Below are 21,889 nucleotides of genomic sequence, written 5' to 3' on the forward strand. Positions count from 1 at the left end.
ACTTCAACTTGGCATGGTAGTTGCTGGTTTGAGTTAGCGGCCGGCGGCACGTGTGTGGCTGCGTTCAATCCGCAGAATGCGAGGAGTTCCAAAGGTGTCAGTCAGAATGCGTGGCGGGCTGCGGTTGCTTGCGATACTCGCTCTGGCCGCCGTCGCCTCCGCAGGGCAGGCAATGGCCGAGACGGCGCTGACGCTGGTGAATGGCTCGCAGACGCTGGATCTCTCCGCCGACGATCTGGCCGCGATGCCTCAAACCACGATCAAGACCGAAAACGAATTCGTTGACGGCACCGTCACCTACGTCGGGCCGCTCGTGCGCGACGTTCTGGCGCGTGTCGGCCTCGACAAGGTCGACAACGTGCGGTTCGTGGCGGCCAACGACTACTACGTCGACGTGCCGACGCAGAACTTCCGCGACTACGGCGCGATCCTCGCGGTGCAGGCCGATGGCGAACGGCTGTCGCGGCGCGACAAGGGGCCGGTCTGGCTCATGTATCCGATCTCTGACTACCCCGAGCTTCACGATCCCATCTACAGCCGTCGCCTGATCTGGCAGGTCGTCAAGATCACCTCCGAGTGATGGCAAGCCGACCCTTCACGCGTCCGCTGGTCCTGCTCGTCCTGGTGTTCATGGTCGGGTTCGGCGCCGTCGGGTTCTTCTCGATCCGGCGCGACGTGGAGAATCTGCGGGTCATCAGCCAGGACAACACCCAGTGGGCGGCGTCCCAGATGGAAATCGAGCTGCTGCGCTTCCGAATGGCGTTGCAGAGTCTGGCGACCGACCCGTCGCCCGAGGCGATCGCGCTGGTGCACGACCGCTTCGACATCCTCTGGAGCCGGGTGTTCATGATGGGCCACGGGCTCGTCGGGGCCCGCCTCGCGCAGTATGACGGCGAGCATGGCTCGGTGTCCAAGCTCGCGAGCTATCTCGAGGAGATCGACCCGAAACTCGCGAACCTGCACACCGGGGACGTGGCGCTGACCGTGCCGATCGACTCGCGGCTCGACGACTTCCAGACCGACCTGCGCGAATACACCCTGCGGGTGGTGCGCGCCGACGCCGAGGCGAGCGCGCAGGTGCGCACGCGGATCCAGTCGAGCGCGCGGACGACGGCCATCATCTCCATGGCGGCAGTGGTGCTGAGCATGATCGCGCTGGCGCTGATCCTGCGCGAGAACCGGCGGCAGCGGCACCTGGCGTTGCTGAGCCAGCGGAGCGCCGAGCAGGCCGAGCTGGCGAGCCGGGCCAAGTCGCGGTTCCTGTCGATGATGAGCCACGAGCTGCGCAACCCGCTGAACGGCATCCTCGGGCCGCTCGCGCTGCTCGGCCAGAGCGAGATGGCCGACCGGCACCGCCGGCTGGTGGTGCAGGCGCAGCAGTCGGGCCAGTCGATGCTGCAGCTTCTGAGCGGGCTGCTCGACTACGGCGAGATGCAGGATGGCCGGTTCCAGCTGAAGCCCCAGCCGTTCCGGGTGGGCGCGCTCGCCGAGGCGATCCAGTCCGAGCTGAGGGGCGAGGGCGTGTCGCGCGCCACGGTGACGGTGGAGCCCGAGACGCCCGAGCGCATCGTCGGCGACATGGACCGGCTGCGGCAGATCTTCGTTCACCTCATCACCTTCCTTCTCGAGGGTCAGCCGCTGGAGCAGGTAGGGCTGGCCTTCAACTATCGCGACGGGCTGTTCAACGGGGACATCTCGCTCGGACAGGCCCCTGCCCAGACTCCTGGCGCGACCGACTGGAAGCTGGACCTGCTGACGGGGCTGAACGAGTTCAGCCCCGACCAGGTGACGGCGGAGGCGCTGCGCCCGTTGATCGCGCGCGGGCTGATCTCGGCCTCCGGCGGCGTGCTGTCGTTGCCGACCCTGCCCGACGGCCGGCGCGTGATCCGCGTCTCGGTGCGCTGCGAGGCGCCCCGGCTCGAGGAGATCCGGGTGCTGCTGCAGACGCAGTCGGCGGCGCTCGCCACGATCTATCAGGCGGCGCTGAAGTCCGACCGCGTGGTCTTCGTGTCCGGCGACGGGCCGGTCGACGTGGTGCTGGTGGACAGCACCAGTGTCGGAGAGACTCCGCTGATGTCGCGATTGCGCGGGCGGTATCCCGGGGCGCTGTTCGTGTCGCTGGGCCTGCCGCAGGTGCCGGAATTCTTCGATGACGTGGTCGAGTCGCCCAACGACATGGGGCGGCTGCGGCAGAGCATCCTCGGACGCCTTGCGTCCTAGCAAATCGTCGCTTCTTTGCCTTTTGCAAATCCATTGCCGTTCAGGTATCTTCTCATGAACCATGTATTCCCGGTGATTCAATCCTTGGTGGTATCTCGTATCCGGCTGCTGGGTCGCGGCGCCGCGCACACCGCGTGTGCGGTATGAGCATCATCGACCCGTTCCACGATGCGACCGCGGATGCCGAACGGGGCGATCGCGAGTTGGAGATGCTGCGCCACGACGTTCGCGGTGCGCTTCAGGGCATCGTCGGCGGCGTGGGTCAGATCGACGCGGTGCAGCTGCCCGCGTCGATGCGCGAGCAGTTCGAGCGGGTTTCCGCGGCCGCCGAGACGCTGGTCCGCCTGCTCGGAGTTGGCGAGCGCTTCGCCGCGGCGGATGCCGAGCGCGTCGACCTCGGCCGTTTCGTCGCCTTCCTGCGGCGCCGGCACGCGGGCGAGGCGCGCGAGCGCGGCCTCGGCTTCGAGGTGCGGGTCGCGGAAAACGTGCCGCCGACGCTGGCGCTCGACCTCACGCCGATGATCCGCATCTTCGACAACCTGCTCGGCAACGCGCTCAGGCTTGCCGGGTCCGGTGCGGTGCGCCTGATGGTGGAGCGGGCGGGGGACGGGTCGATCGTCTTTCGCGTCGTCGACAACGGCTCGGGCTCCCGGCCGGCGTCGGGGGACCGGACGCGACGCGCCGACGATGGGCTGGGCCTGCACGTCGTGCAGGCGCTGACCGAGCGGCTGGGCGGGCAGGTGCAGATCGCCAGCCGGTCCGGCGGCGGCGCGGAGGCCGAAGTGCGCTTTCCGGCGCAGGTCGCCGTCAAGGAGGCACCGCCGGCGGCGGCGACGAATGCGACCGACCTTTCGGGGTTGAGGGTCCTGCTGGCCGAGGACAATCCGACGAACCAGATGGTGGCCTCGCAGATGCTCCGCGCGCTCAACGCCGAGGTCTTTGTCTGCGGCGATGGCGTCGAGGCGCTCGACCGATTCGACCGCGATCCGGTGGATCTGGTGGTCGTCGACATCGAGATGCCGCGCCTGTCCGGTCTCGACGTGATCCGGGCGATCCGTGCCCGTTCCGACGAGCGCGCCCAGGTGCCGATCGTGGCACTGACCGCCTATGCCATGCGGGAGCACCGCGAGCGGATCGCCGCGGCGGGGGCGAACGGGCTGATCTCGAAGCCGATCGTCAGCGTCGAGGCGCTCGGCCGGGCGCTTGCCGGCTGTGTGGCCCGCCGCACCCCGCCTCGCGCCGCGGCTGCGGCAGAGGCGGCCCCCGCCGCGGTCGCCGGGCCGGTGATCGACCAGGCGACCTTCGATGCGCTGGCCGAGGCGATCGGCGCCGACACCATGGCCGAGCTGGTCGAGAAGGTCGTGGCCGACCTTCAGAGTGCCCAGGCGGCGCTGACCGCGGCGACGCCGCAGCTCGAGCGTGCGGCGATCCGCTCCGCGTCGCATATCCTCATCTCCGTTGCCGGCGCGGTGGGCGCGGTGAGGCTGCAGGCCAGCGCGCGCGCGCTCAACACCCTCGCGCACGGCGAGGCAGCCGACCGCATCTCCGAGGAGCTGCGGCGCTGCATCGACGAGATCGACGCGGCCGTTGCCTTCGCGAACGACTGGCGCAGCGAGGGGCGGTGACGATGGCTGCACCGATCCTGCTCGTCGAGGACACCGCCTCGCTCTCGATGCTCTACCAGGCGGTGCTGACGCGCGCCGGGCACGGGGTCGTGTGCGCGTTCTCGCTCGCCGAAGCGCGGGCGCGCTGCGAGCAGACGCCGCCGCCGGTCGTGCTGCTCGACCTGCAGCTGCCCGATGGCGACGGGCTGGAGCTGCTCGACAGGCTGCGGCGCGAGGCGCCCGACACCCGGGTGATCGTCATCACCGCCAACGGCTCGATCAACCGCGCCGTGCAGGCGATGCGGGCGGGGGCGTTCGACTTTCTGGTGAAGCCGTTCGACGAGGGGCGCCTGCTCAGCGCCGTCGAGAACGCACTCGCCTCGGCGCCGGCCCCGTCCGAGGGCGCCGCCGCGGCGCAGGGCGAGGCGGCGGGCTTCGAGGGCTTCATCGGCACCTCGCCGGCCATGGCCGAGATCTACCGCATGGTGCGCGCGATCGGCCGCTCCACCGCGACCGTGTTCATCACCGGCGAGAGCGGCACCGGCAAGGAGGTCTGCGCGCGCGCGATCCATGCCATGTCGACCCGCGCCGCCCGGCCGTTCGTGCCGCTGAACTGCGCGGCGATCCCGCGCGACCTGCTCGAATCCGAGGTCTTCGGCCATCTGAAGGGCGCCTTCACCGGCGCGCTCAGCGACAAGCCGGGTGCCGCCGCGGTGGCGGACGGCGGCACGCTGTTCCTCGACGAGATCTGCGAGATGGACCTGTCGCTGCAGACGAAGCTGCTGCGCTTCCTGCAGACCTCGACGATCCAGCCCGTGGGCGCGGCGCGGCCGGTGCAGGTCGACGTGCGCATCGTCTGCGCGACGAACCGCGATCCGGCGGAAGAGGTGCGCGCCGGGCGGTTCCGCGAGGATCTCTACTACCGCCTGCACGTCGTGCCGATCCACATGCCGCCGCTGCGCCAGCGGCCGGGCGACATCATGCAGATCGCCCAGTCGAGCCTGGTCGAGTTTGCCGCCGAGGAGGGCAAGGGCTTCATCGGCTTCGACCGCGAGGCCGCGGACATCCTGACCGCGCGGCCGTGGCCGGGCAACGTGCGCCAGCTGCTCAATGTGGTGCGCAACGTCGTGGTGCTGAACGACGGGCCGCTCGTTACCCCGGCGATGCTGCCGGGCGAGTTCTCCTCGACCCCGTCCCGCCCGATGACGACGTTGCAGGGCGTGGTGGCGGCCCCCGGCTCCGTGGCGGCCCGGCCCACGGCACAGGGCATCGCCGCCCTGGTCGGCACCCCCATGGCCGACGTGGAACGCGAGCTGATCGAAGCGACGATCGCCCATTGCGACGGCTCGATCCCGCGCGCCGCGCGCATGCTCGAACTGTCGCCGTCGACGATCTACCGCAAGCTCGAGTCCTGGACCGGCGTGCAGCGGCGCGCCGGCGTGCAGTAGCGCCGGCCGCTCTTGTCATTCCCGTTGGCCGGCGCCCATAGTCGCGCGGACACCGAACGGGATGCCGCGGATGACCCTTTTCGACGCTGCGCTCGCCGCCCGCGCCAATGCCTATGTGCCGTACTCCCGGTTCAGGGTCGGCGCCGCGATCCGTTGCCCGGACGGCAGCGTTCATGCCGGCTGCAATGTCGAGAACGTCGCCTATCCGCAGGGCACCTGCGCCGAGGCGGGGGCGATTGCCGCCATGGTCGCGTCCGGGCGCACCACGATCGTGGAGGTGCTGGTCGTGGCCGACGGGCCGGAGCTGGTGACGCCCTGCGGCGGCTGTCGCCAGAAGCTCGCCGAGTTCGCCGATCCCGAGGTGCCGGTGATCCTCGCCGACCTCGGCGGCGAGCGGGTGCGCACCACCATCGGCGCGCTGCTGCCCGGCGCCTTCGCGCCGGCCCATCTGGCGGGGAGCGGACAATGAGCCTGCGCGATCCGGCGGCGAGGGCGCTCGCCTGCCTCGATCTCACCAACCTCGACACCGACTGCGATGCCGCGGCCGTCGACGCCCTGGTCGCCCGCGCGCAGACGCCGCACGGGCCGGTGGCCGCCGTCTGCATCTGGCCGGCGTTCGTGGTGCAGGCGCGCCGCGGCCTCGCGGGCACCGGCATCCGGGTGGCGACGGTGGTGAACTTCCCCGCCGGCACCGGCCCCCTGTCGGCGACCCTCGGCGAGGTGGAGCGTGCGCTCGGCGACGGCGCGGACGAGGTCGACATGGTGGTGCCCTGGCGCCGCCTCGTCGCGGGCGAGCCGGCGGCGGTGACGGAGGAGGTCGCCGCGGTGAAGGAGATCTGCGGTGCCGCGACGCTGAAGACCATCCTCGAGACCGGCGAGCTGTCCGAGCCGGCGCTGATCCGCGCGGCGGCCGACGCCGCGCTGGCCGGGGGCGCGGACTTCCTCAAGACCTCGACCGGCAAGGTGCCGGTCAACGCCACGCCGGAGGCGGCCGCGATCCTGCTCGACGCCATCGCAACCGCCGGCCGCGACGTCGGTCTGAAGCCCGCGGGCGGCGTGAGGACCACCGCCGACGCCGCGGCCTACCTTGCCCTCTGCGACGCCCGCATGGGCCCGGGCTGGGCCGGACCGGCGCATTTCCGCATCGGCGCCTCGGGGGTGCTGACCGCGCTCCTCGCGACCCTCGACGGCGCGGAAGCGGGCCCCGGCGCGGGCGGCTACTGACGTGCTGCCGCAGGAGATCATCATCGCCAAGCGCGACCGGCGCCGGCTCTCGGAGCGCGAGATCGGCTTCTTCGTCGCGGGCCTGACCGACGAGACGATCAGCGAGGGCCAGGTCGCGGCGCTTGCCATGGCGATCCTGCTCAATGGTCTCGACACCGCCGAGCGGGTGGCGCTGACCCGCGCGATGCGCGACAGCGGCCGGGTGCTCGCGTGGGATCTTCCCGGCCCGGTGGTGGACAAGCACTCGACCGGCGGCGTCGGCGACAACGTCAGCCTGATGCTCGCCCCGGCGCTCGCCGCCTGCGGCGCCTTCGTTCCGATGATCTCCGGTCGCGGCCTCGGCCATACCGGCGGCACGCTCGACAAGTTCGACGCGATCCCGGGCTACGTGACCCAGCCCGACGAGGCGACGTTCCGCCGGGTGGTGGCCGAGGTCGGCTGCGCCATCATCGGCCAGACCGCCGACATCGCCCCTGCCGACCGGCGCCTCTATGCCATCCGCGACGTCACCGGCACCGTCGAGTCGATCGACCTCATCACCGCCTCGATCCTGTCGAAAAAGCTCGCGGCCGGGCTCGATGCGCTGATCCTTGACGTGAAGGTCGGCACCGGGGCGTTCATGGCGACGCTCGACGACGCGCGGGCGCTGGCGACCAGCCTGACCGAGGTGGCGAACGGCGCCGGCTGCCGCACGCGGGCGCTCGTCACCGACATGAACGAGCCCTTGGCGAGCGCGGCCGGCAACGCGCTCGAAATGGCGAACGCGGCGCGCTTCCTGCGCGGCGACGTGATCGACAGCCGGCTCTGGGACGTGACGGTGGCGCTCGGCGGCGAGCTGCTGGCGCTGGCCGGCCTTGCGGCCGATGCGGCCGAGGGCGCCGACCGGATGGCGATGGCCTTCGAGTCGGGCGCCGCCGCCGAGCGGTTCGACCGGATGGTGGCCGCGCTCGGCGGCCCGCGCGATTTCCTCGACCGTTTCGAGCGGCACCTCGCCGGGGCGCCGTACATCGCCGACGTCGCCGCCGGCCGCGACGGCTTCGTGGCGGGCATCGACACCCGCTCGCTCGGGCTGGCGGTGGTCGAGCTGGGCGGTGGGCGGCGGCGGGCGTCGGATCGCATCGACCACGCCGTCGGCCTCGAGACGCTGGCGGGGCTCGGCCTCGCCGTCGAGACCGACACGCCGCTGGCGCGGGTCCATGCCGCGTCCGAGGACGCGCTCGCCGCGGCGGTCGAGCGCGTGCGCGCCGCCTATCGCCTCGACGACGCGGCGCCCGGGGACGGGCCGCTCGTCCACCACCGGCTCGGCTGATGGCGCGGGCCTTCCTTCTCGTCCTCGACTCGGTCGGCTGCGGCGGCGCGCCCGACGCGTCGGCGTTCGGCGACGCGGGCGCGAACACGCTCGGCCACATCGCCATGGCCTGCGCCGAGGGACGGGCGGAGGAGGGGCGCACCGGGCCCCTGCGCCTGCCCAACCTCGCGGCGCTGGGGCTCGGCGCCGCGATCGAGGCGGCATCGGGACTGAAGGCCCCCGGCCTCGTCCGGCCGCTCGCCGGCGTCTGGGCCGCGGCGACCGAGGTATCGCGGGGCAAGGACACGCCGTCCGGCCACTGGGAGCTGGCCGGCGTGCCGGTGCCGTGGGAGTGGCACTATTTCCCCCGCACCGACCCGGCGATTCCACCCGAGGTGACGGGCCCGCTCGTCGCCCGCGCCGGCCTGCCGGGAACGCTCTGCAACGCCCACTCGTCGGGGATGCCGGTGCTTCACGCCTTCGGCGAGGAGCACATCGCGACCGGCAGGCCGATCCTCTACACCTCCGCCGACAGCGTGCTGCAGATCGCCGCGCACGAGGAGCACTTCGGCCTCGACCGGCTCTACGAGGTCTGCCGGATCGCCGCGGAGATCGTCCACCCGATGCGCGTCGGCCGGGTGATCGCGCGGCCGTTCCTCGGCGAGACGGCCGAGAGCTTCCGCCGTACCGCGAACCGCCGTGACCTCGCGATCCCGCCGCCGGAACCGACGCTGCTCGACCGGGTGCAGGCGGCCGGCGGGCGGACGCATGCCATCGGCAAGATCGGCGACATCTTCGCGCACCGCGGCATCTCCACGCTCGCCAAGGGCAAGGACGACAGCGCGCTCGTCGACGCGACGCTGACGGCGATGGAGACGGCGGGCGACGGCGACCTGGTGTTCGCGAACTACGTCGACTTCGACACGCTCCACGGCCATCCGCGCGACGTCTCGGGCTATGCCCGGGCGCTGGAGGCGTTCGACGCGCGCGTGCCGGAGCTTGTGGCGCGGCTGCGGCGGGGCGATCTGCTCGTCATCACCGCCGACCACGGCAACGATCCCACCTGGCGCGGCACCGACCACACGCGGGAGCGGGTGCCGGTGCTGATGACCGGCCCCGGCCTCGCGCCGGGTGGCCTGGGGATCGTCGGCTTCGCCGACGTGGCCGAGACGATTGCGGCGCACCTCGGCATCCCGGCGGGCCCGCACGGCAAGGCGTTCCTGCCGGCACGGGGTCGCGTTCGCGGGTCCTGAATTCATCCATGAAACGAAGGCGAGCGCCATGCAGCACCTGACCATCGTCACCCACCCGCTGGTGCAGCACAAGCTCAGCATCATGCGCGATCGCGAGACCTCGACGGCCGGCTTTCGCCGGCTGCTGCGCGAGATCTCGCTGCTCCTCGCCTATGAGGTGACGCGCGACCTGCCGCTGTCGATGACGACGATCGAAACGCCGCTGACCGAGATGGAGGCGCCGGTCCTGCAGGGCAAGAAGCTGGCGCTGGTCTCGATCCTGCGCGCCGGCAACGGCCTGCTCGACGGGGTGCTGGAGCTCATCCCCTCGGCCCGGGTCGGCTTCATCGGGCTCTATCGCGACGAGGCGACGCTGCAGCCGGTGAAGTACTACGACAAGGTGCCGGGCGATCTCGACGAGCGGGTGACGATCGCGCTCGACCCGATGCTGGCCACCGGCAACTCGTCGGTCGCGGCGGTGTCGCTCCTGAAGGAGAAGGGGGCGTCCGACATCCGCTTTCTCTGCCTGCTCGCCGCGCCCGAGGGCGTCGCCCGGATGCGCGAGGCCCATCCCGACGTGCCGATCGTCACCGCCGCCCTCGACAAGCGGCTGAACGACAAGGGCTATATCGTGCCCGGTCTCGGCGATGCCGGCGACCGGATGTTCGGGACGAAATAGCCGGGCTCAGTCGTCCGGAGGCCCGGGCGGCGCCCCGGGCGGCGGCCCCGGAGGTCCATGCCGGCCCCGCCGGTCCATGAGCGCCGTCGCGTAGGCGCCCCGGTCCTCCGGCGACATGCGGGCGATCTGCGCCATCAGAAGGTCGGTGCCCTGCAGCCCGAGGCGGTTCGCCACGTCGAGCTGCGCCACCAGCAGGGCCCGGACGGACCCGGCGTCGAACGGCTCGGCCCGGAGCGCCGCCGCCATCTCGCGCGACAGGTTGTCCATGGCCTCGCGCGGGCCGATCCAGTCCGGCCGGGTGGCGCGCAACGCCTTGCCGAGATCGTGGCGATAGGGGTCGGGCAGCGAGCGGGCGAACGGCCAGAGCGCCGGCCCGGGTCCGGGGTCCGGCGGCGGCGGGCCGTTCAGGAGCGCCCCGCCGATCAGTCCGATCGCCGCGAGGTTCAGCCCCAGCGAGGCGACGAGCGCCCAGCGGGTCCATCGGCGGCGGGAGGGGGTGCGTGGAATTGCCATCATCCCTCCGCCGAGGCGAGATCGAAGAATGCGCCCACCGGGTCGTCGGGCACGGTGTCCGCCGCCACCGCCCGGGCGCCGGACCAGACCGCGCCGTCCTCGATCGTGACGCGGCCGGCGATGCCGATCCAGAAGCCGAGCAGGGCGCAGGCGGCGAGCGCGGTCATCGCCTTCCAGCCGAGCGCGCCGAGACGCCGCCGCGGGGCGTCGGGCTCCAGGGCGATCACGGCCGCGACGTCGGGCTCCGGCTCCGCCACGAGCACGGGGGCCATTGGCGCGCGCCCGGCGCCCACCGCCACCGCGTCGTCGAGGATCGCCGCGAGCAGCGCGAGCGGCGGGTCCGTCCGTTCGGCGCGGGCCGCCGCGAACCACGGCTCCAGCGACGTTTCGTCCGGGCTGGTCTCGCCCGGGTTTCTGCTGTCAGCCATCGCCGAACCCCAGTTCTTCCCGCCGCGGCGCGAGACGCGCCGTCAGGTCGCGCCGCGCCCGTCCCAGCAGGCTTTCCACAGCCTCGACGCTCGTGTCGAGGATTTCCGCGATCTCCGGGTTCGAGCGTTCCTCGAAATGCCGGAGCACGATTGCCAGCCGCTGCCGGTCGGGCAGCTCACCGAGGGCGGCATGCAGCGCCGCGGCCCGGTCGTCCGCCTCGATCCGGGCCAGCGCGCCGGGCGCCTCGTCCGCCCGTTCCGGCACGCCGTCCGACGTCACCTCGCGCCGGCGCCGCAGCCGGTCGATGCAGAGGTTGGCGGCGACCCGGTGGAGCCACGTCCCGAGCGCCGCCTGTCCCGGCTGCCAGTCCGGGGCGATGCGCCAGAGCCGCAGCATCGTCTCCTGGGTCACGTCCTCGGCCTCGGCCGGATCGCCCAGCATCCGACGCGCCACGGCAAACACCCGTGGCGCATGCCGGGCCGTGAGCAGACGCGCCGCGGCGCGATCGCCCCCGGCGTACTGCGCGAGCAGGGTGGCGTCGTCCGCCTCTGCGTCCCGGATCGGTTTCATCGGCGCCAGTATGGCCCTTCCCGGCAGCACCGTCAGGGGGCAGCGGCGCGGGATCGGCATACTCCGCAGCATCGCCGCGCCTCCCGGATCATCCGTTCGCCGCTGCGTCCGACGCGTCGTCCGGCCCGGACGGCGGCAGGATCCGCTCGAGACCGAGAGCGCCGCGGCGCATCTCCGGCCGGCCGCCCGGACCGTCGCCGGGGCCGAAGGCGTCGTCGGGGGCCATCCCGTGCGGGCCGAAGCCGCGCGGCGGCCGCATCGCCTCGGCCTCGTCCTGGGAGATCGCGGCGTCGCGATCCGTATCGGCCACGGCGAGCAGCATGTTCACCTGCCGCTCGGCCAGCGCCTGCACCGTGACATTGCCGGTTTCGGTATTGCCGGTCTCGGCGAGGATCCGGTCGGCCAGCCGCTCCGCCGGGCTGGCGGAAAACACCGCGACGAGCGTGTCCTGCGGCCCCGGCAGCGCCGCCGCCAGCTCGGCCCGGTCGAGCGAGCCGTTGCCGTCGGTGTCGGCGGTGGCGATCCGTGCCGTCGCGCGCGCCATCAACTCGGCCCGGCTGAGCGAGCCGTTGCCGTCGGTGTCGATGGCCTTGAAGTCGATCGCGCCACCGAAGGGCGGCGGCGGGCCGTCGTGCCGGTCGCGCTTCGGCTCGGCGGCGGCCAGTCCGGCGAGCGTGAGCCCGCCGACGAAGGCGGCGGCCGCGACGATGTGCGAGATGCGAGGCATTGGGATTCTCCTCTCTTGCCTGTGTCCTGTCCTGTCAAACGCCCGCGCGCGACGATTCCGTCGCGGCAGTGCCACTGGTTTTTCGACCGCACCCGGGCTATACCCTCGGGCATGATCGAAGGCACCCACCCGTCCCCCGTCCCGGAGCCCGAGCGCGATACCCGTCGGGCGATCCTGCGCGGCTGGTCGCGCCGCTGCCCGGCCTGCGGCGAGGGCGCGCTGATGGACGGCTTTCTCACGGTGCGGCGAGCGTGCCCGGCGTGCGGGACGGAACTCTACCACCACCGGGCCGACGACGGGCCGGCCTGGGCGACGATCCTCATCACCGGGCACATCATGGCGCCGCTGATGCTGTTCGTGTTCGTGGAGCTGCGGCCGCAGGCCTGGGTGATGGCGCTCGGCTTCTCGGTGGTGTTCGTGGCGCTGTCGCTCTACCTGCTGCCCCGGCTGAAGGGGGTCTTCGTCGGGCTGCAGTGGGCCAAGCGGATGTACGGCTTCGGCAGGCAGGACGGGAAGCTTGTCGCCGGCACCTGAGCCCCTGCCGATCCGCGACGCGGCCACGATCATTCTCGTCCGGCGCGGCGGCCCGGTGCCGCAGGTCCTGATGGGCCAGCGCGGCAACGCGGCGGCGTTCATGCCGGACAAGTTCGTGTTTCCCGGCGGTGCCGTCGATGCGGCCGACTTCGCGCTGTCGGGCGACGTGCCGGCCCCGGCGGAGACGCGGGCGCGGCTCGTGGTCGACGCCCGGCCGGAGCTGGCCGATGCGCTGCCGCGGGCGGCGGTTCGCGAGCTGTGGGAGGAGACCGGGCTGATGCTCGGGCGACCCGATCCGGCCGCGGCGGGGCGCGCCGTGCCGCCGGCGTGGCGCGGATTTTTCGACGAGGGGCTGGTGCCGAACGGGGCGGCGCTGCGCTTCGTCTTCCGTGCGATCACGCCGCCGGGCCGGCCGCGGCGCTTCGACGCGCGGTTCTTTCTCGCGGAGGCCGGCGATCTCCAGGGTCGGGACGACGACTTCGGCAAGGCGGGGGACGAGCTGCGCCACCTGCAGTGGCTGGATCTCGCCGCGGCGCGCGCGCTGCCGCTGCCGTTCATCACCGAGGTGGTGCTGGGCGAGATCGAGGCGCTGCTGGGGCCGGGCGGCGGCGACCGGCCGGTGCCGTTCTTCCACCAGACCGCGACCGGCCCGCGGTTCAAGGCACTCTGAACGGGGCTGTGCCGGTGGGGGCCGTGGGTGCTTCCCCACTGCGACCGCTCACTCCCCGGCCGGGACCACCTCGCGAAGCCACGTGTCGAGCCGGGACCATCCCCCCGGGCGCCAGCCGGTCAGGCGCAGGCGGCAGGTCGCCATCACGCCGGGCCGCGGGCCCGTGGCGGGCGGCGGCGGCGGATGCGGCGATCCGGTCAGGGCCCGCACGCGCGCGAGCAGGTCGTGGCGATCGAGCAGCAGGTCAGAGGCATTGAAGGCGCCGGTCTCGGGCGAGGCAAGCAGGTGCACCACCGCGCGCGCCACATCATCGCCATGGATCTCGGTGGCGATCCGCGGCGCCACGGGATCGCCGGCGAGGTAGGCGGCGAAGAGGTCGCTCCATTTGTGCGGAGCCGCGCCGCCGTAGACACCCGTCGCCCGCAGCGACGCGCCGCGACCGGCAAGCGCCTGTTCCGCCGCGAGCTTCACCTCGCCATAGAGCGAGTCCGGCGTCGCCGGGTCGGACTCCTTCAGGAACTGGTCGCGGCGCTGGTCGCCGTAGACTGCGCGGGACGACAGGAAGACGATGCGGGCCGCGCCCACGGCGTCGAAGAGCCGCCGGCTGCCGTCGAGGTTGAGGCGGCGGAAGCGCGCCGGGTCGTCGCCCTCGCCGCCGCGATAGCGACCGGGAACGTGATCGAAGGCGAGATGCACCAGCGCGTCGGCGGGCGGCAGGCGGGGGGCGGGGTCGTCGAGGTTCCACGGCACGTCGCCGCTCCGCCCGAGGCGCGTGACGCGGTGGCCGGCGGCGGCGAGTGCGGGGGCGACGAAGCGGCCGACGATGCCGCCGGCGCCGGTCAGCAGGACGTGCATGGCTCGGGCAGCGCGGGCAGGGGGAGGTCGTCGTGGAACGCCTGCCAGAGCGCGATGAGCGGCGCGAGGCGATCGCGCTTCGGGTTTGCCGGATCCCAGGGCTTTTCATACTGGAAGTGGACCACGCGGGCGAGCGACCAGTCCCAGAGCCCGGGCAGATTGAACCAGACGTATTGCAGCAGGTTGTCGTAGACCGGCAGGCCGTGCCACTCGGGGAAAAACGCCTCGAGGAAGGTCTGGTCCGTGCGCTTCCAGAATGCGCCCGGCGTGTCGAGGCGGGCGAGCATGGCCGCGTAGGTGTCCGGCGACGGCCGGGCGGTGAAGACGCCGGAATTGAGGCGTCGAAAGTCGGCGAGGCTCTCGTAGACGTTCGGCGCAGCGGAGAATTCCGGGTACTCGAACAGCCGGTCGATGGAGCGCAGCACGATGGTGTCGGCGTCGAGGAACACCACGCGCTCGTAGGGCAGTTGCCAGAGGCGGAGCTTGGCGAAGTTGTCGAGCGGCGTGTGGAACGCAGGCTTCTCGCCCTTGGTGAAGGGCGCGCGCTCGTGCTGGGCGCGGCGGGAGTGGGCGAGGTTGAAGGCATCCGACAGGGGCAGCAGGTCGCAGGCGGCGAGACGGGCGCCGCGGGCCGCGAGCGGCGCGAGGGCGGCGGCCGGGACGCCGCCGGTGTGCAGGACGACGATGTCCGCGCCGGTGCCGGTGCGGCGGAGCGAGTTCAGGAGCGCGACCGCGCCGGGGAGATAGGCGGCATTCGTCACCAGCGTGACGTAGGCACGGGGGCCGCCGGGCGCGCGGTCGAGGACGGGAGCATGGGGCATCGGGGCGTGCGTCAGTCCGCCCAGAGCGCGGAGAGGGCGAAGGTGATGGCGTCGAACGGCGCGACGCTCACGTCATCGGCATCGCGCAGCGCGGCGACGAGCGTCCAGGCGCCCGCGGTGAGGGAGAAGGCTTCCAGCGTGCGGGCGATCGGGTCGACGAACCACAGGTGCCCGACGCCGGCAACGGCGTAGAGGCGTCGCTTGTCGGTGAGGTCGACGGCGCGGGTGCCGGGGCTCAGGACTTCGCAGACCCAGTCGGGGGCGAGGTCGAACCACGCGGTCTCCGGCAACGCCGGCATCCGCTCGCGGCGCCAGCCGGCGAGGTCCGGCACGAGAACGTCCGGGCCGAGGTGAAGCTCGGGCTCGTCGAGGATCCACCAGCCGCCCGGGCCACCGCGTCCACGGTCGAACGGCGGGCCCACCTCCATGCCGAGCGACGAGCTGGAGCGGGCATGGCGCGGCGCGGGGCGGGGGTGGAGGTGCAGGGCGCCCCCGATCAGCTCGGCGACCATATGCTCGGGGGCGTCGAGGATGTCCTGATAGGTGGCCGGGTGCCGGACGGTGGGAGCGTGCTGGTTCATGGCCGGACTCTAGCGCATGCACCCGCCTGCGTCATCAGGCGGTCCTCAACCCCCGGTGCTCGGGGTCGTGCTCGACGCGCTGGGCGATCTCGCGCGTCCAGGCCGAGACGCAGGGGATGCGGGTGCGGTCGACGCGGTAGGCGTACTTCTTCGCCACCTCCACCACCTCCTCGAGCAGGCCGGCGCGCAGCGTGATCGGGTCGAGGCCGAGCGCGAGGAACTGGTCGTTCTTCACCACCAGCTCGTTCTCCGCCGCCTCCTTGCGCGGGTTCGGCAGCCAGGCGATCTCCGCCCCGGTCAGCTCGGCGACGAGGGCGGCGAGGTCGCGGACGCGGTGGGTCTCGGTCATCTGGTTGAAGATCTTCACCCGCTCGCCGCGCTTCGGCGCGTCCCGCAGCGCCAGCTCGATGCAGCGGACGGAGTCCTGCACGTGGATGAACGCCCGCGTCTGGCCGCCGGTGCCGTGCACGGTGAGCGGATAGCCGATCGCCGCCTGGATCAGGAAGCGGTTCAGCACCGTGCCGTAGTCGCCGTCATAGTCGAAGCGGTTGATGAGCTGGACGTGGCGCCGGGTCTGCTCCGTATGCGTGCCCCAGACGATGCCCTGATGCAGGTCGGTGATCCGCAGGCCGTCGTTCTGCGCGTAGAACTGGAACAGGATCTGATCGAGGCTCTTGGTCATGTGGTAGACCGAGCCGGGACGCGTCGGGTAGAGGATTTCCTGGCTGACGGTCTCGCCGGAGATCGTCTCGATCCCGACCGGCAGATACCCTTCCGGGATCGCCGCGCCGACCGTGGAATAGCCGTAGACACCCATGGTGCCGAGGTGGACGAGATGCGCGTCGATCTCGGTCTCGACCAGTGCCGAGAGCAGGTTGTGGGTGCCCGAGACGTTGTTGTTGACGGTGTAGACCTTGTGGCGGTCGGTCTTCATCGAATAGGGCGCGGCGCGCTGCTCGGCGAAGTGGATCACCGCATCGGGGCGGATCTCCGTCAGCCACTGCTTCAGCCGCTCGTAGTCCTTCGCGAGGTCGAGCAGGTGGAAGTGGATGCGCCGGCCGGTCTCGGCGTACCAGATGCGGGTGCGCTCCTGGATCGAGTCCATCGGCGTCAGCGACTGCACGCCGAGCTCGGTGTCGATCCAGCGGCGGGAGAGGTTGTCGAGGATGTGGACCTCGTGGCCCTGGTCCGAGAGATGCAGCGAGGTTGGCCAGCCGACGAAGCCGTCGCCCCCAAGAACCGCGATCTTCATTCCTGACCTCCGCACAGTCACCTCCGGTTTACTTAGCCGCTGCAGCGCCCGGGCGCCAGTGCGGCGCTCAACCGGGCAGTTTCGTCGGCGGCTTACGCGGGTTCGGTGACGGCTCGGTGACGAGGCCGCCGGAAATGATGAGCTTGGCCGCGTCCTCGAGGCTCATGTCGAGAAGCACGATGTCGCGGCGCGGCACGAAGCGCAGGAAGCCGGCGGTGGGGTTCGGCGTCATCGGCAGGAAGACCGACACGAGGTCGTCCTCGCCCGAGCGCGTGCGGATTTCGCTCCGCACCCGGCTCGAGATGAAGGCGACGGACCAGACGCCTTTCCGGGGATACTCGACGAGGCAGGCGCCCTCGAAGGTGGTGCCGGTCTGGGTGAAGAGCGTTTCCGCGATCTGCTTCAGGCCGTTGTAGATCGGCCGGACGATCGGCGTGCGCTCGAGGATGCGTTCGGAGAAGTCGAGGACCGATCGGCCGACGAGGTTCTTTGCCGCCGCACCGACGATGGTGGTGAACGAGAGAAACAGCAGCAGCCCGAGGCCGAAGATATTGCGGCCGAACACGTTCTCCGGGTTGTAGGCACGGGGGATGAGCGGGATGACCTTGGCGTCGACGAAGTCGATCGTCCAGTAGAGCAGGTATCCGGTCAGGAACAGCGGCAGCACGACGACGAGGCCGGCGAGGAAGTCGTTCCTGAGCCTCTGCATCAGCGGCGGGCGCGGCGCGCGGCGTCGACGTTTGCGGGCCATCGGATCTCCGGGGGTGGCGTCCGCCGGAGCTTAGGGCGGGGAACCGCGTGGGGCAAGAGCGGGCAGGCGCGCATGACCTTGGGTTAAGCGGTTGAAATGGCGGGACGGGCGCGGCTCCGGGTGCGGCCGGACGCGCGTGGACCGGCCCGATTGACCGCGGGAGCCAACATGAATATGGTTGCGCAATACAACCAATATCCCCGCGCCGGTTTCATGTCCCCGCTTGACCAGACCATCGAGTCGATCCGCGCGTCGTCCCGCCGCCTTGTGCGCGAGCTGGGGTTCACCGGAGGCGATTTCGCCGGCACCGACCTGTCGCCGTCCGCGGTTCATGCGCTGATCGAGATCGAGCGGGGTGGAATGACGGCGCGGGATCTCGGCGCCGTCCTGCATCTCGAAAAGTCGAGCGTCAGCCGGATGCTGCGAAAGCTGATCGACGCCGGCGACGTGGCGGAGGGGGCCGGCGGGGACGACGGCCGGGTGAAGCTCCTGTCGTTGACGCCGGCCGGAAGCGGCCGCGTGGCCCGGATCCACGATTTTGCCCGCGCGCAGGTCGCCGCGGCACTTGCCCGGATGACCGCCGACGAGGCGCAGACCGTGCTGACCGGGTTGCGCCTCTACGGTGACGGGCTGGCCGGACAGGCGGTCGAGCCTGCCGACATCGACGTCCGCCCCGGCTACAGGCCGGGCGCCATTGGCCGCATCACGGAACTGCACGCGCTGCACTACGCGCGCACATCGAACTTCGGGCAGGCGTTCGAGTCTGTGGTTGCCGGTGGACTGGCGGAGTTCGTCAACCGGCTCGGCACGTCTGGAAACGAGATATGGCTGGCGCTGGACGGCGCCCGCGTCGTCGGCGCCATCGCCATCGACGGCGAAGACATGGGGGCAGGGATCGCGCACCTGCGCTGGTTCATCGTCGACGATGCCGCGCGCGGTCGCGGGGTCGGGAAGCGGCTGCTCGATGCGGCGCTGGCCTTCGTCGACGCCCGGGGCTTCGCCGAGACGCACCTCTGGACCTTCCCGGGGCTGGACGCGGCGCGCCACCTCTACGAGACGCGCGGCTTTGCCTTGGCCGAGGAACGGCCCGGTGCCCAGTGGGGACGCGAGGTTCTGGAACAGCGGTTCGTCAGGGCGTCCGCGATGACCACGCAGAGACGGGCAGGCGCCTGAAACGTTCCGGCTGCCCGCCGTCTCTCATTCCACCGGCACCACGTCCACCGCCTGTTCCGTCGACTGCTCGCCCGCGATCTTCAGCACGCCGCTCACCGGGGCCACGTCGCCGTAGTCGCGGCCGCGGGCGACGACGATGTGGTCGGTGCCGGCGGCGATGGCGTTCGTCGGGTCGTACTCGATCCACCCCGCCTGCCAGCCGCACCACGCGCGGACCCATGCGTGCATGGCATCGGCGCCTTCGAGCCGCGGCTTGCCCGGCGGCGGGAAGGTGCGCAGGAAGCCCGAGACATAGCCGGCCGGGATGCCGACGCCGCGCAGGCCGGCGATCATCACCTGGGCAAAGTCCTGGCAGACGCCGCGACGGCGCGCGAACGCCTCGGCGGGGGGCGTGTCCACCGTCGTCGCCTCCGGGTCGAACTCGAAGTCGCGGTGGATCGCCAGTCCGACCGCCTCGACGGCAGCGGCCACCGTCATCTCGGGCGCGATCCGCGCGCGGGTCCAGGCGGTGATCTCGGACGAGAGGCCGACGCGCGGCGAGGTCGAGAGGAAATGGTGCGGCGCCTGCGGGTCGAGGCTGCGGTAGTCGGCAATCTCGGCGCCGAGTCGGGCGAGGGGCGGCGAGATGTCGAGGCCGCGCGGCTCCGGCAGGCGCTCGATGCGCGAGGCCACGCGGAACACGATCTCGTCGTGCGCCTCGCGGAACACCACTTCCAGGCCGGGATTGCCGAAGAAGTCGACGAACGGCCGCTGCTCGGCAGGTTCGGGCCGGATCGTCATCACCCCGGTGATGCGGCGCTGCAGCCCGGGCAGGTCGGCCGGCATCAGCCGCAGGATGTGCCGCCCGCCGACCGCGGGGCGGTCGTAGTCGTAGGCGATGGTCATGCCGATGTCGTAGAGCATGTCAGCGCAGATAACTGTCGGAGAGGAGATTCGACAGCCCGGCGATGTCGCCCACCACCGCACGCAGCAGGTCGGAATCGACGCTCTCCGGCGTCTCGACCGCGAGCCCGGTGTGGATCTGCAGCACCCGGCGCGACAGCGGCGACATCTGGCCGTTCACCACGGCATCCGGCAGGTAGCCGATGTGGTCGCGGATTTCGGAGAGCTGGTAGAGCACCGAGCGCGGGTTCAGCGTGTCGAGCGCGAGCAGGTCGACGACCGTTTCGCGCGAGGTGGTGACGGAGTAGCGGCGGCGGTGCGACATGACACTGTCGCCGATCTCGACGGCAAGGTCGAGCGCGCCGTCGGGCGCCTCCGGGTCGGCGAGAGAGGCCAGCGCGCCGGCCATGGCGATGGCGCGCTCCAGGCTGCGGCCGATCGAGAGGAAGCGCCAGCCGGTGAAGCGGTACATGTTTTCGTGCACGAGGCCGGAAAAGCCGGTGATCTTGCGCAGGAGCACGCTCAGCGCCCGGGCGGCGTCGTCGCCTGCCGTCACCCGCTGCGCCATGCGGCCGGCGGTCTTCGACAGGTCGTTCAGCGCCATCCAGCCGTCGATGGAAAAGCGGTCGCGGACGTTGCCGGCACTGATGATCGCCGAGGACAGCATGTCGGTCAGCGCCAGCGGGATCGGCCGGTCGATCTCGACCCCGATGCCGTCGAGATAGTCGGCGAGGTGGGCGGTCAGCGGCGCGTCGCGGTCGGCGGTCTCGGCGAGCCGGATGTGGTAGGCGCGCGCCATGCGCATGACGCCCTCGGCCCGTTCGACGTAGCGCCCGAGCCAGAACAGGTTGTCGCCCGCCCGGCTCGGCAGCACGCCGGGCGCGACGCGGGCATAGTCGCCGGACGGCTGCTGCAGCATCGAGAAGTTGTCGACCGGCCGCTCGCTCACCACCCAGACGTCGGCGGCGGTGCCGCCGCGCTGCATGGCGATCGCCGTCGGGTCGAGGTTGTTGCCGATGCGGGCGAAACCGCCGGGCATCACCTCCCAGCCGGCAGCGGTGCGGGCGAGGAACACGCGCAGCGACAGCGGCCGCGGCACCAGCGCGCCGTCGACGTAGGCCGGCGTGGTGGACAGCATCACCGCCTCCTGCCCCACGAGGTCGGCGCCGTTCGCCTCGATCCAGCCATCGAAGGACGAACGCTCCTGCTGGCGCAGCTGCCGGCCGAGCAGGGTGGTCTCGTCGTGCTCGAAGGGCAGGCGGGTGGAGAGCGCGGGGCCGATCATCAGCCGGTCGCGGTGATCGCGCACGTGGGCGCGTTCCGCCGGCTGGCCGCACCACCACGTCGCGATGTTGGGCAGGACCAGCGGCTCGCCGAGCAGCTCCTGGGCGATGCGCGGCAGGAAGGCGAGGAAGGCGCGGGTCTCGACGATGCCGGAGCCGAGCGCGTTGACCAGCGTCACCGACCCCTGCCGCAGCGCGCCGACGAGGCCCGGGGTGCCGAGGCGGGAGGTCGAGTCGAGTTCGAGCGGGTCGGCGAAAGCGGCATCGAGGCGGCGCCAGAGCACCGAGACGGGGCGCAGGCCGGCGACGGTGCGCACCATCACCCGGCCGTTCTCGACGGTCAGGTCCTCGCCTTCGAGCAGCATGAAGCCGAGATAGCGGGCGATATAGGCGTGCTCGAAGTACGTGTCGTTGAGCGGGCCGGGCGTGAGGATCGCGGTGCGCGACTCCGGGTCGGGCGAGAGCTGCTGCAGCGCGTTGCGGAACGACCGGAAGAAGCCGGCGAGGCGGTGGACGTGCGCCTCGGTGTAGAGATCGCTGAACACCCGTGCCGTCGCGACCCGGTTCTCCAGCGCGAAGCCGGCGCCCGAGGGCGCCTGCGTCCGGTCGCCGAGCACCCACCAGGTGCCATCGGGGCCGCGGCCGATCTCGAAGGCGATGAAGTGCAGGAAGTGCCCGCCCCGCGGCCGGACGCCGACCAGCGGGCGCAGCCACTCGCGGCTCGCGGCGACGAGGCTGGCGGGGAGGTGGCCGTTCGCCACGAGGCGGTTCTCGCCGTAGAGATCGGCCAGGACCATCTCGAGCAGGTTGGCCCGCTGGATCAGCCCCCGCGCGAGGGTCGCCGCCTCGGCCTCTTCGAGCAGCACCGGAACGTGGGAGAGCGGCCAGCTGCGCTCGTTCGCGCCCTGGGCGTCGTACTGGCGGAAGAACACGCCGGCGTCGCGCAGGTACTGGTCGCCGCGGGCGAAGCGTTCGGCGATGTCTTCGGGCGAGAGAAGGGCGAGATGCCGGATGAACGCCTGCCAGACCGGCCGCACGAACCCCTGCCGGTCGAACAGCTCGTCCGACGCGCCAGCCGGCGGCCGGTATGCGGCGAGGAGGCGGCTTGCCGCCGCCTCGTCCGCATGCCGATCCGGGCGTGGCGCGGGCATTT

23 protein-coding genes are annotated in these 21,889 nt (G+C 71.8%); 12 read left to right on the forward strand and 11 right to left on the reverse strand.

Features of this window, described 5'->3' with window-relative positions; all coding sequences use genetic code 11:
- The first annotated feature begins 94 nt into the window (after window positions 1-94).
- The 9 genes from QM699_RS04095 (at window position 95) to upp (ending at window position 9,695) form a co-directional block, all read left to right on the forward strand.
- Window positions 95-580, forward strand: a complete 486-nt coding sequence (locus QM699_RS04095; protein ID WP_415009931.1) for a molybdopterin-dependent oxidoreductase — start codon at window positions 95-97, stop codon at window positions 578-580.
- On the forward strand, window positions 580-2,220 hold the full coding sequence (locus QM699_RS04100; protein WP_415009932.1) for a sensor histidine kinase: 1,641 nt from the start codon (window positions 580-582) through the stop codon (window positions 2,218-2,220). Before QM699_RS04095 ends, QM699_RS04100 begins: the two co-directional genes overlap by 1 nt.
- A 143-nt stretch (window positions 2,221-2,363) precedes the next feature.
- Window positions 2,364-3,845: a response regulator gene (locus QM699_RS04105; RefSeq protein ID WP_415009933.1), complete on the forward strand. Its 1,482-nt coding sequence runs from the start codon at window positions 2,364-2,366 to the stop codon at window positions 3,843-3,845.
- A gap of 2 nt (window positions 3,846-3,847) precedes the next feature.
- Window positions 3,848-5,272 (forward strand): sigma-54-dependent transcriptional regulator, encoded by a 1,425-nt coding sequence (locus QM699_RS04110; RefSeq protein WP_415009934.1) that lies wholly within the window; start codon window positions 3,848-3,850, stop codon window positions 5,270-5,272.
- Between the two features lie 70 nt (window positions 5,273-5,342).
- Window positions 5,343-5,741: a cytidine deaminase gene (locus QM699_RS04115; protein WP_415009935.1), complete on the forward strand. Its 399-nt coding sequence runs from the start codon at window positions 5,343-5,345 to the stop codon at window positions 5,739-5,741.
- Window positions 5,738-6,496, forward strand: coding sequence for a deoxyribose-phosphate aldolase (gene deoC, locus QM699_RS04120; RefSeq protein ID WP_415009936.1), 759 nt, complete (start codon window positions 5,738-5,740; stop codon window positions 6,494-6,496). Before QM699_RS04115 ends, deoC begins: the two co-directional genes overlap by 4 nt.
- Window position 6,497: 1 nt before the next feature.
- Window positions 6,498-7,805 (forward strand): thymidine phosphorylase, encoded by a 1,308-nt coding sequence (gene deoA, locus QM699_RS04125; RefSeq protein WP_415009937.1) that lies wholly within the window; start codon window positions 6,498-6,500, stop codon window positions 7,803-7,805.
- A complete protein-coding gene (locus tag QM699_RS04130; RefSeq protein WP_415009938.1) occupies window positions 7,805-9,037 on the forward strand; it encodes a phosphopentomutase in 1,233 nt (410 codons plus the stop codon). Before deoA ends, QM699_RS04130 begins: the two co-directional genes overlap by 1 nt.
- Before the next feature lie 28 nt (window positions 9,038-9,065).
- Window positions 9,066-9,695, forward strand: coding sequence for a uracil phosphoribosyltransferase (gene upp / locus QM699_RS04135; protein WP_415009939.1), 630 nt, complete (start codon window positions 9,066-9,068; stop codon window positions 9,693-9,695).
- A 6-nt stretch (window positions 9,696-9,701) separates the two neighbouring features.
- Here the strand turns inward: upp and QM699_RS04140 are convergent, their stop codons facing one another.
- The 4 genes from QM699_RS04140 to QM699_RS04155 all read right to left on the reverse strand — a co-directional run bounded on the left by QM699_RS04140 (window position 9,702) and on the right by QM699_RS04155 (window position 11,934).
- The gene (locus tag QM699_RS04140) at window positions 9,702-10,208 is read right to left on the reverse strand and encodes a periplasmic heavy metal sensor (RefSeq protein WP_415009940.1); all 507 of its coding nucleotides are present in this window, start codon (window positions 10,206-10,208) and stop codon (window positions 9,702-9,704) included.
- Window positions 10,208-10,636, reverse strand: a complete 429-nt coding sequence (locus QM699_RS04145) for a hypothetical protein (protein ID WP_415009941.1) — start codon at window positions 10,634-10,636, stop codon at window positions 10,208-10,210. The genes QM699_RS04140 and QM699_RS04145 overlap by 1 nt, the downstream gene beginning before the upstream one ends.
- Window positions 10,629-11,207, reverse strand: a complete 579-nt coding sequence (locus tag QM699_RS04150) for an RNA polymerase sigma factor (protein WP_415012692.1) — start codon at window positions 11,205-11,207, stop codon at window positions 10,629-10,631. The genes QM699_RS04145 and QM699_RS04150 overlap by 8 nt, the downstream gene beginning before the upstream one ends.
- Window positions 11,208-11,295: 88 nt before the next feature.
- Window positions 11,296-11,934, reverse strand: coding sequence for an EF-hand domain-containing protein (locus QM699_RS04155; RefSeq protein WP_415009942.1), 639 nt, complete (start codon window positions 11,932-11,934; stop codon window positions 11,296-11,298).
- Between the two features lie 111 nt (window positions 11,935-12,045).
- Between QM699_RS04155 and QM699_RS04160 the strand changes: the two genes are divergently transcribed.
- Both QM699_RS04160 and QM699_RS04165 read left to right on the forward strand, forming a co-directional pair.
- Window positions 12,046-12,468 carry a DUF983 domain-containing protein gene (locus tag QM699_RS04160; RefSeq protein ID WP_415009943.1) on the forward strand — a complete coding sequence of 141 codons (423 nt, stop codon included), beginning with the start codon at window positions 12,046-12,048 and terminating at the stop codon, window positions 12,466-12,468.
- On the forward strand, window positions 12,452-13,138 hold the full coding sequence (locus QM699_RS04165) for an NUDIX hydrolase (protein WP_415009944.1): 687 nt from the start codon (window positions 12,452-12,454) through the stop codon (window positions 13,136-13,138). The genes QM699_RS04160 and QM699_RS04165 overlap by 17 nt, the downstream gene beginning before the upstream one ends.
- A 48-nt stretch (window positions 13,139-13,186) precedes the next feature.
- Here QM699_RS04165 and QM699_RS04170 read toward each other — a convergent pair whose 3' ends face one another.
- From QM699_RS04170 to QM699_RS04190, 5 genes are all read right to left on the reverse strand, one after another.
- Window positions 13,187-13,993, reverse strand: coding sequence for an NAD-dependent epimerase/dehydratase family protein (locus tag QM699_RS04170; RefSeq protein ID WP_415009945.1), 807 nt, complete (start codon window positions 13,991-13,993; stop codon window positions 13,187-13,189).
- The gene (locus tag QM699_RS04175; protein WP_415009946.1) at window positions 13,978-14,814 is read right to left on the reverse strand and encodes a glycosyltransferase; all 837 of its coding nucleotides are present in this window, start codon (window positions 14,812-14,814) and stop codon (window positions 13,978-13,980) included. The genes QM699_RS04170 and QM699_RS04175 overlap by 16 nt, the downstream gene beginning before the upstream one ends.
- A gap of 11 nt (window positions 14,815-14,825) precedes the next feature.
- Complete coding sequence (locus QM699_RS04180; protein ID WP_415009947.1) at window positions 14,826-15,395, reverse strand: Uma2 family endonuclease; 570 nt, start codon at window positions 15,393-15,395, stop codon at window positions 14,826-14,828.
- A 34-nt stretch (window positions 15,396-15,429) separates the two neighbouring features.
- Window positions 15,430-16,647: an NAD-dependent epimerase/dehydratase family protein gene (locus QM699_RS04185; protein WP_415009948.1), complete on the reverse strand. Its 1,218-nt coding sequence runs from the start codon at window positions 16,645-16,647 to the stop codon at window positions 15,430-15,432.
- A gap of 67 nt (window positions 16,648-16,714) precedes the next feature.
- Window positions 16,715-17,398 carry a DUF502 domain-containing protein gene (locus tag QM699_RS04190; RefSeq protein WP_415009949.1) on the reverse strand — a complete coding sequence of 228 codons (684 nt, stop codon included), beginning with the start codon at window positions 17,396-17,398 and terminating at the stop codon, window positions 16,715-16,717.
- Window positions 17,399-17,611: 213 nt separating this feature from the next.
- On the opposite strand from QM699_RS04190, the gene QM699_RS04195 reads away from it, so the two are divergent.
- Complete coding sequence (locus QM699_RS04195) at window positions 17,612-18,571, forward strand: bifunctional helix-turn-helix transcriptional regulator/GNAT family N-acetyltransferase (RefSeq protein ID WP_415009950.1); 960 nt, start codon at window positions 17,612-17,614, stop codon at window positions 18,569-18,571.
- A gap of 24 nt (window positions 18,572-18,595) precedes the next feature.
- Here QM699_RS04195 and QM699_RS04200 read toward each other — a convergent pair whose 3' ends face one another.
- Entirely contained in the window at window positions 18,596-19,474 is an 879-nt protein-coding gene (locus QM699_RS04200; RefSeq protein WP_415009951.1) for a transglutaminase family protein, read from the reverse strand.
- A gap of 1 nt (window position 19,475) precedes the next feature.
- Window positions 19,476-21,887: a circularly permuted type 2 ATP-grasp protein gene (locus tag QM699_RS04205; protein WP_415009952.1), complete on the reverse strand. Its 2,412-nt coding sequence runs from the start codon at window positions 21,885-21,887 to the stop codon at window positions 19,476-19,478.
- Window positions 21,888-21,889: the final 2 nt, after the last annotated feature.

The sequence above is a fragment of the Amaricoccus sp. genome (assembly GCF_047602525.1).
In the GTDB taxonomy this organism is placed as follows: domain Bacteria; phylum Pseudomonadota; class Alphaproteobacteria; order Rhodobacterales; family Rhodobacteraceae; genus Amaricoccus.

Bases quoted from the DNA above. Each gene is read 5' to 3' on its own strand.
- QM699_RS04100 (WP_415009932.1), top strand. From the start codon at position 580: ATGGCAAGCCGACCCTTCACGCGTCCGCTGGTCCTGCTCGTCCTGGTG.
- QM699_RS04105 (WP_415009933.1), top strand. From the start codon at position 2,364: ATGAGCATCATCGACCCGTTCCACGATGCGACCGCGGATGCCGAACGG.
- QM699_RS04110 (WP_415009934.1), top strand. From the start codon at position 3,848: ATGGCTGCACCGATCCTGCTCGTCGAGGACACCGCCTCGCTCTCGATG.
- QM699_RS04115 (WP_415009935.1), top strand. From the start codon at position 5,343: ATGACCCTTTTCGACGCTGCGCTCGCCGCCCGCGCCAATGCCTATGTG.
- deoC (WP_415009936.1), top strand. From the start codon at position 5,738: ATGAGCCTGCGCGATCCGGCGGCGAGGGCGCTCGCCTGCCTCGATCTC.
- QM699_RS04130 (WP_415009938.1), top strand. From the start codon at position 7,805: ATGGCGCGGGCCTTCCTTCTCGTCCTCGACTCGGTCGGCTGCGGCGGC.
- upp (WP_415009939.1), top strand. From the start codon at position 9,066: ATGCAGCACCTGACCATCGTCACCCACCCGCTGGTGCAGCACAAGCTC.
- QM699_RS04140 (WP_415009940.1), bottom strand. From the start codon at position 10,208: ATGGCAATTCCACGCACCCCCTCCCGCCGCCGATGGACCCGCTGGGCG.
- QM699_RS04145 (WP_415009941.1), bottom strand. From the start codon at position 10,636: ATGGCTGACAGCAGAAACCCGGGCGAGACCAGCCCGGACGAAACGTCG.
- QM699_RS04150 (WP_415012692.1), bottom strand. From the start codon at position 11,207: ATGAAACCGATCCGGGACGCAGAGGCGGACGACGCCACCCTGCTCGCG.
- QM699_RS04155 (WP_415009942.1), bottom strand. From the start codon at position 11,934: ATGCCTCGCATCTCGCACATCGTCGCGGCCGCCGCCTTCGTCGGCGGG.
- QM699_RS04160 (WP_415009943.1), top strand. From the start codon at position 12,046: ATGATCGAAGGCACCCACCCGTCCCCCGTCCCGGAGCCCGAGCGCGAT.
- QM699_RS04170 (WP_415009945.1), bottom strand. From the start codon at position 13,993: ATGCACGTCCTGCTGACCGGCGCCGGCGGCATCGTCGGCCGCTTCGTC.
- QM699_RS04175 (WP_415009946.1), bottom strand. From the start codon at position 14,814: ATGCCCCATGCTCCCGTCCTCGACCGCGCGCCCGGCGGCCCCCGTGCC.
- QM699_RS04180 (WP_415009947.1), bottom strand. From the start codon at position 15,395: ATGAACCAGCACGCTCCCACCGTCCGGCACCCGGCCACCTATCAGGAC.
- QM699_RS04185 (WP_415009948.1), bottom strand. From the start codon at position 16,647: ATGAAGATCGCGGTTCTTGGGGGCGACGGCTTCGTCGGCTGGCCAACC.
- QM699_RS04190 (WP_415009949.1), bottom strand. From the start codon at position 17,398: ATGGCCCGCAAACGTCGACGCCGCGCGCCGCGCCCGCCGCTGATGCAG.
- QM699_RS04195 (WP_415009950.1), top strand. From the start codon at position 17,612: ATGTCCCCGCTTGACCAGACCATCGAGTCGATCCGCGCGTCGTCCCGC.
- QM699_RS04200 (WP_415009951.1), bottom strand. From the start codon at position 19,474: ATGCTCTACGACATCGGCATGACCATCGCCTACGACTACGACCGCCCC.
- QM699_RS04205 (WP_415009952.1), bottom strand. From the start codon at position 21,887: ATGCCCGCGCCACGCCCGGATCGGCATGCGGACGAGGCGGCGGCAAGC.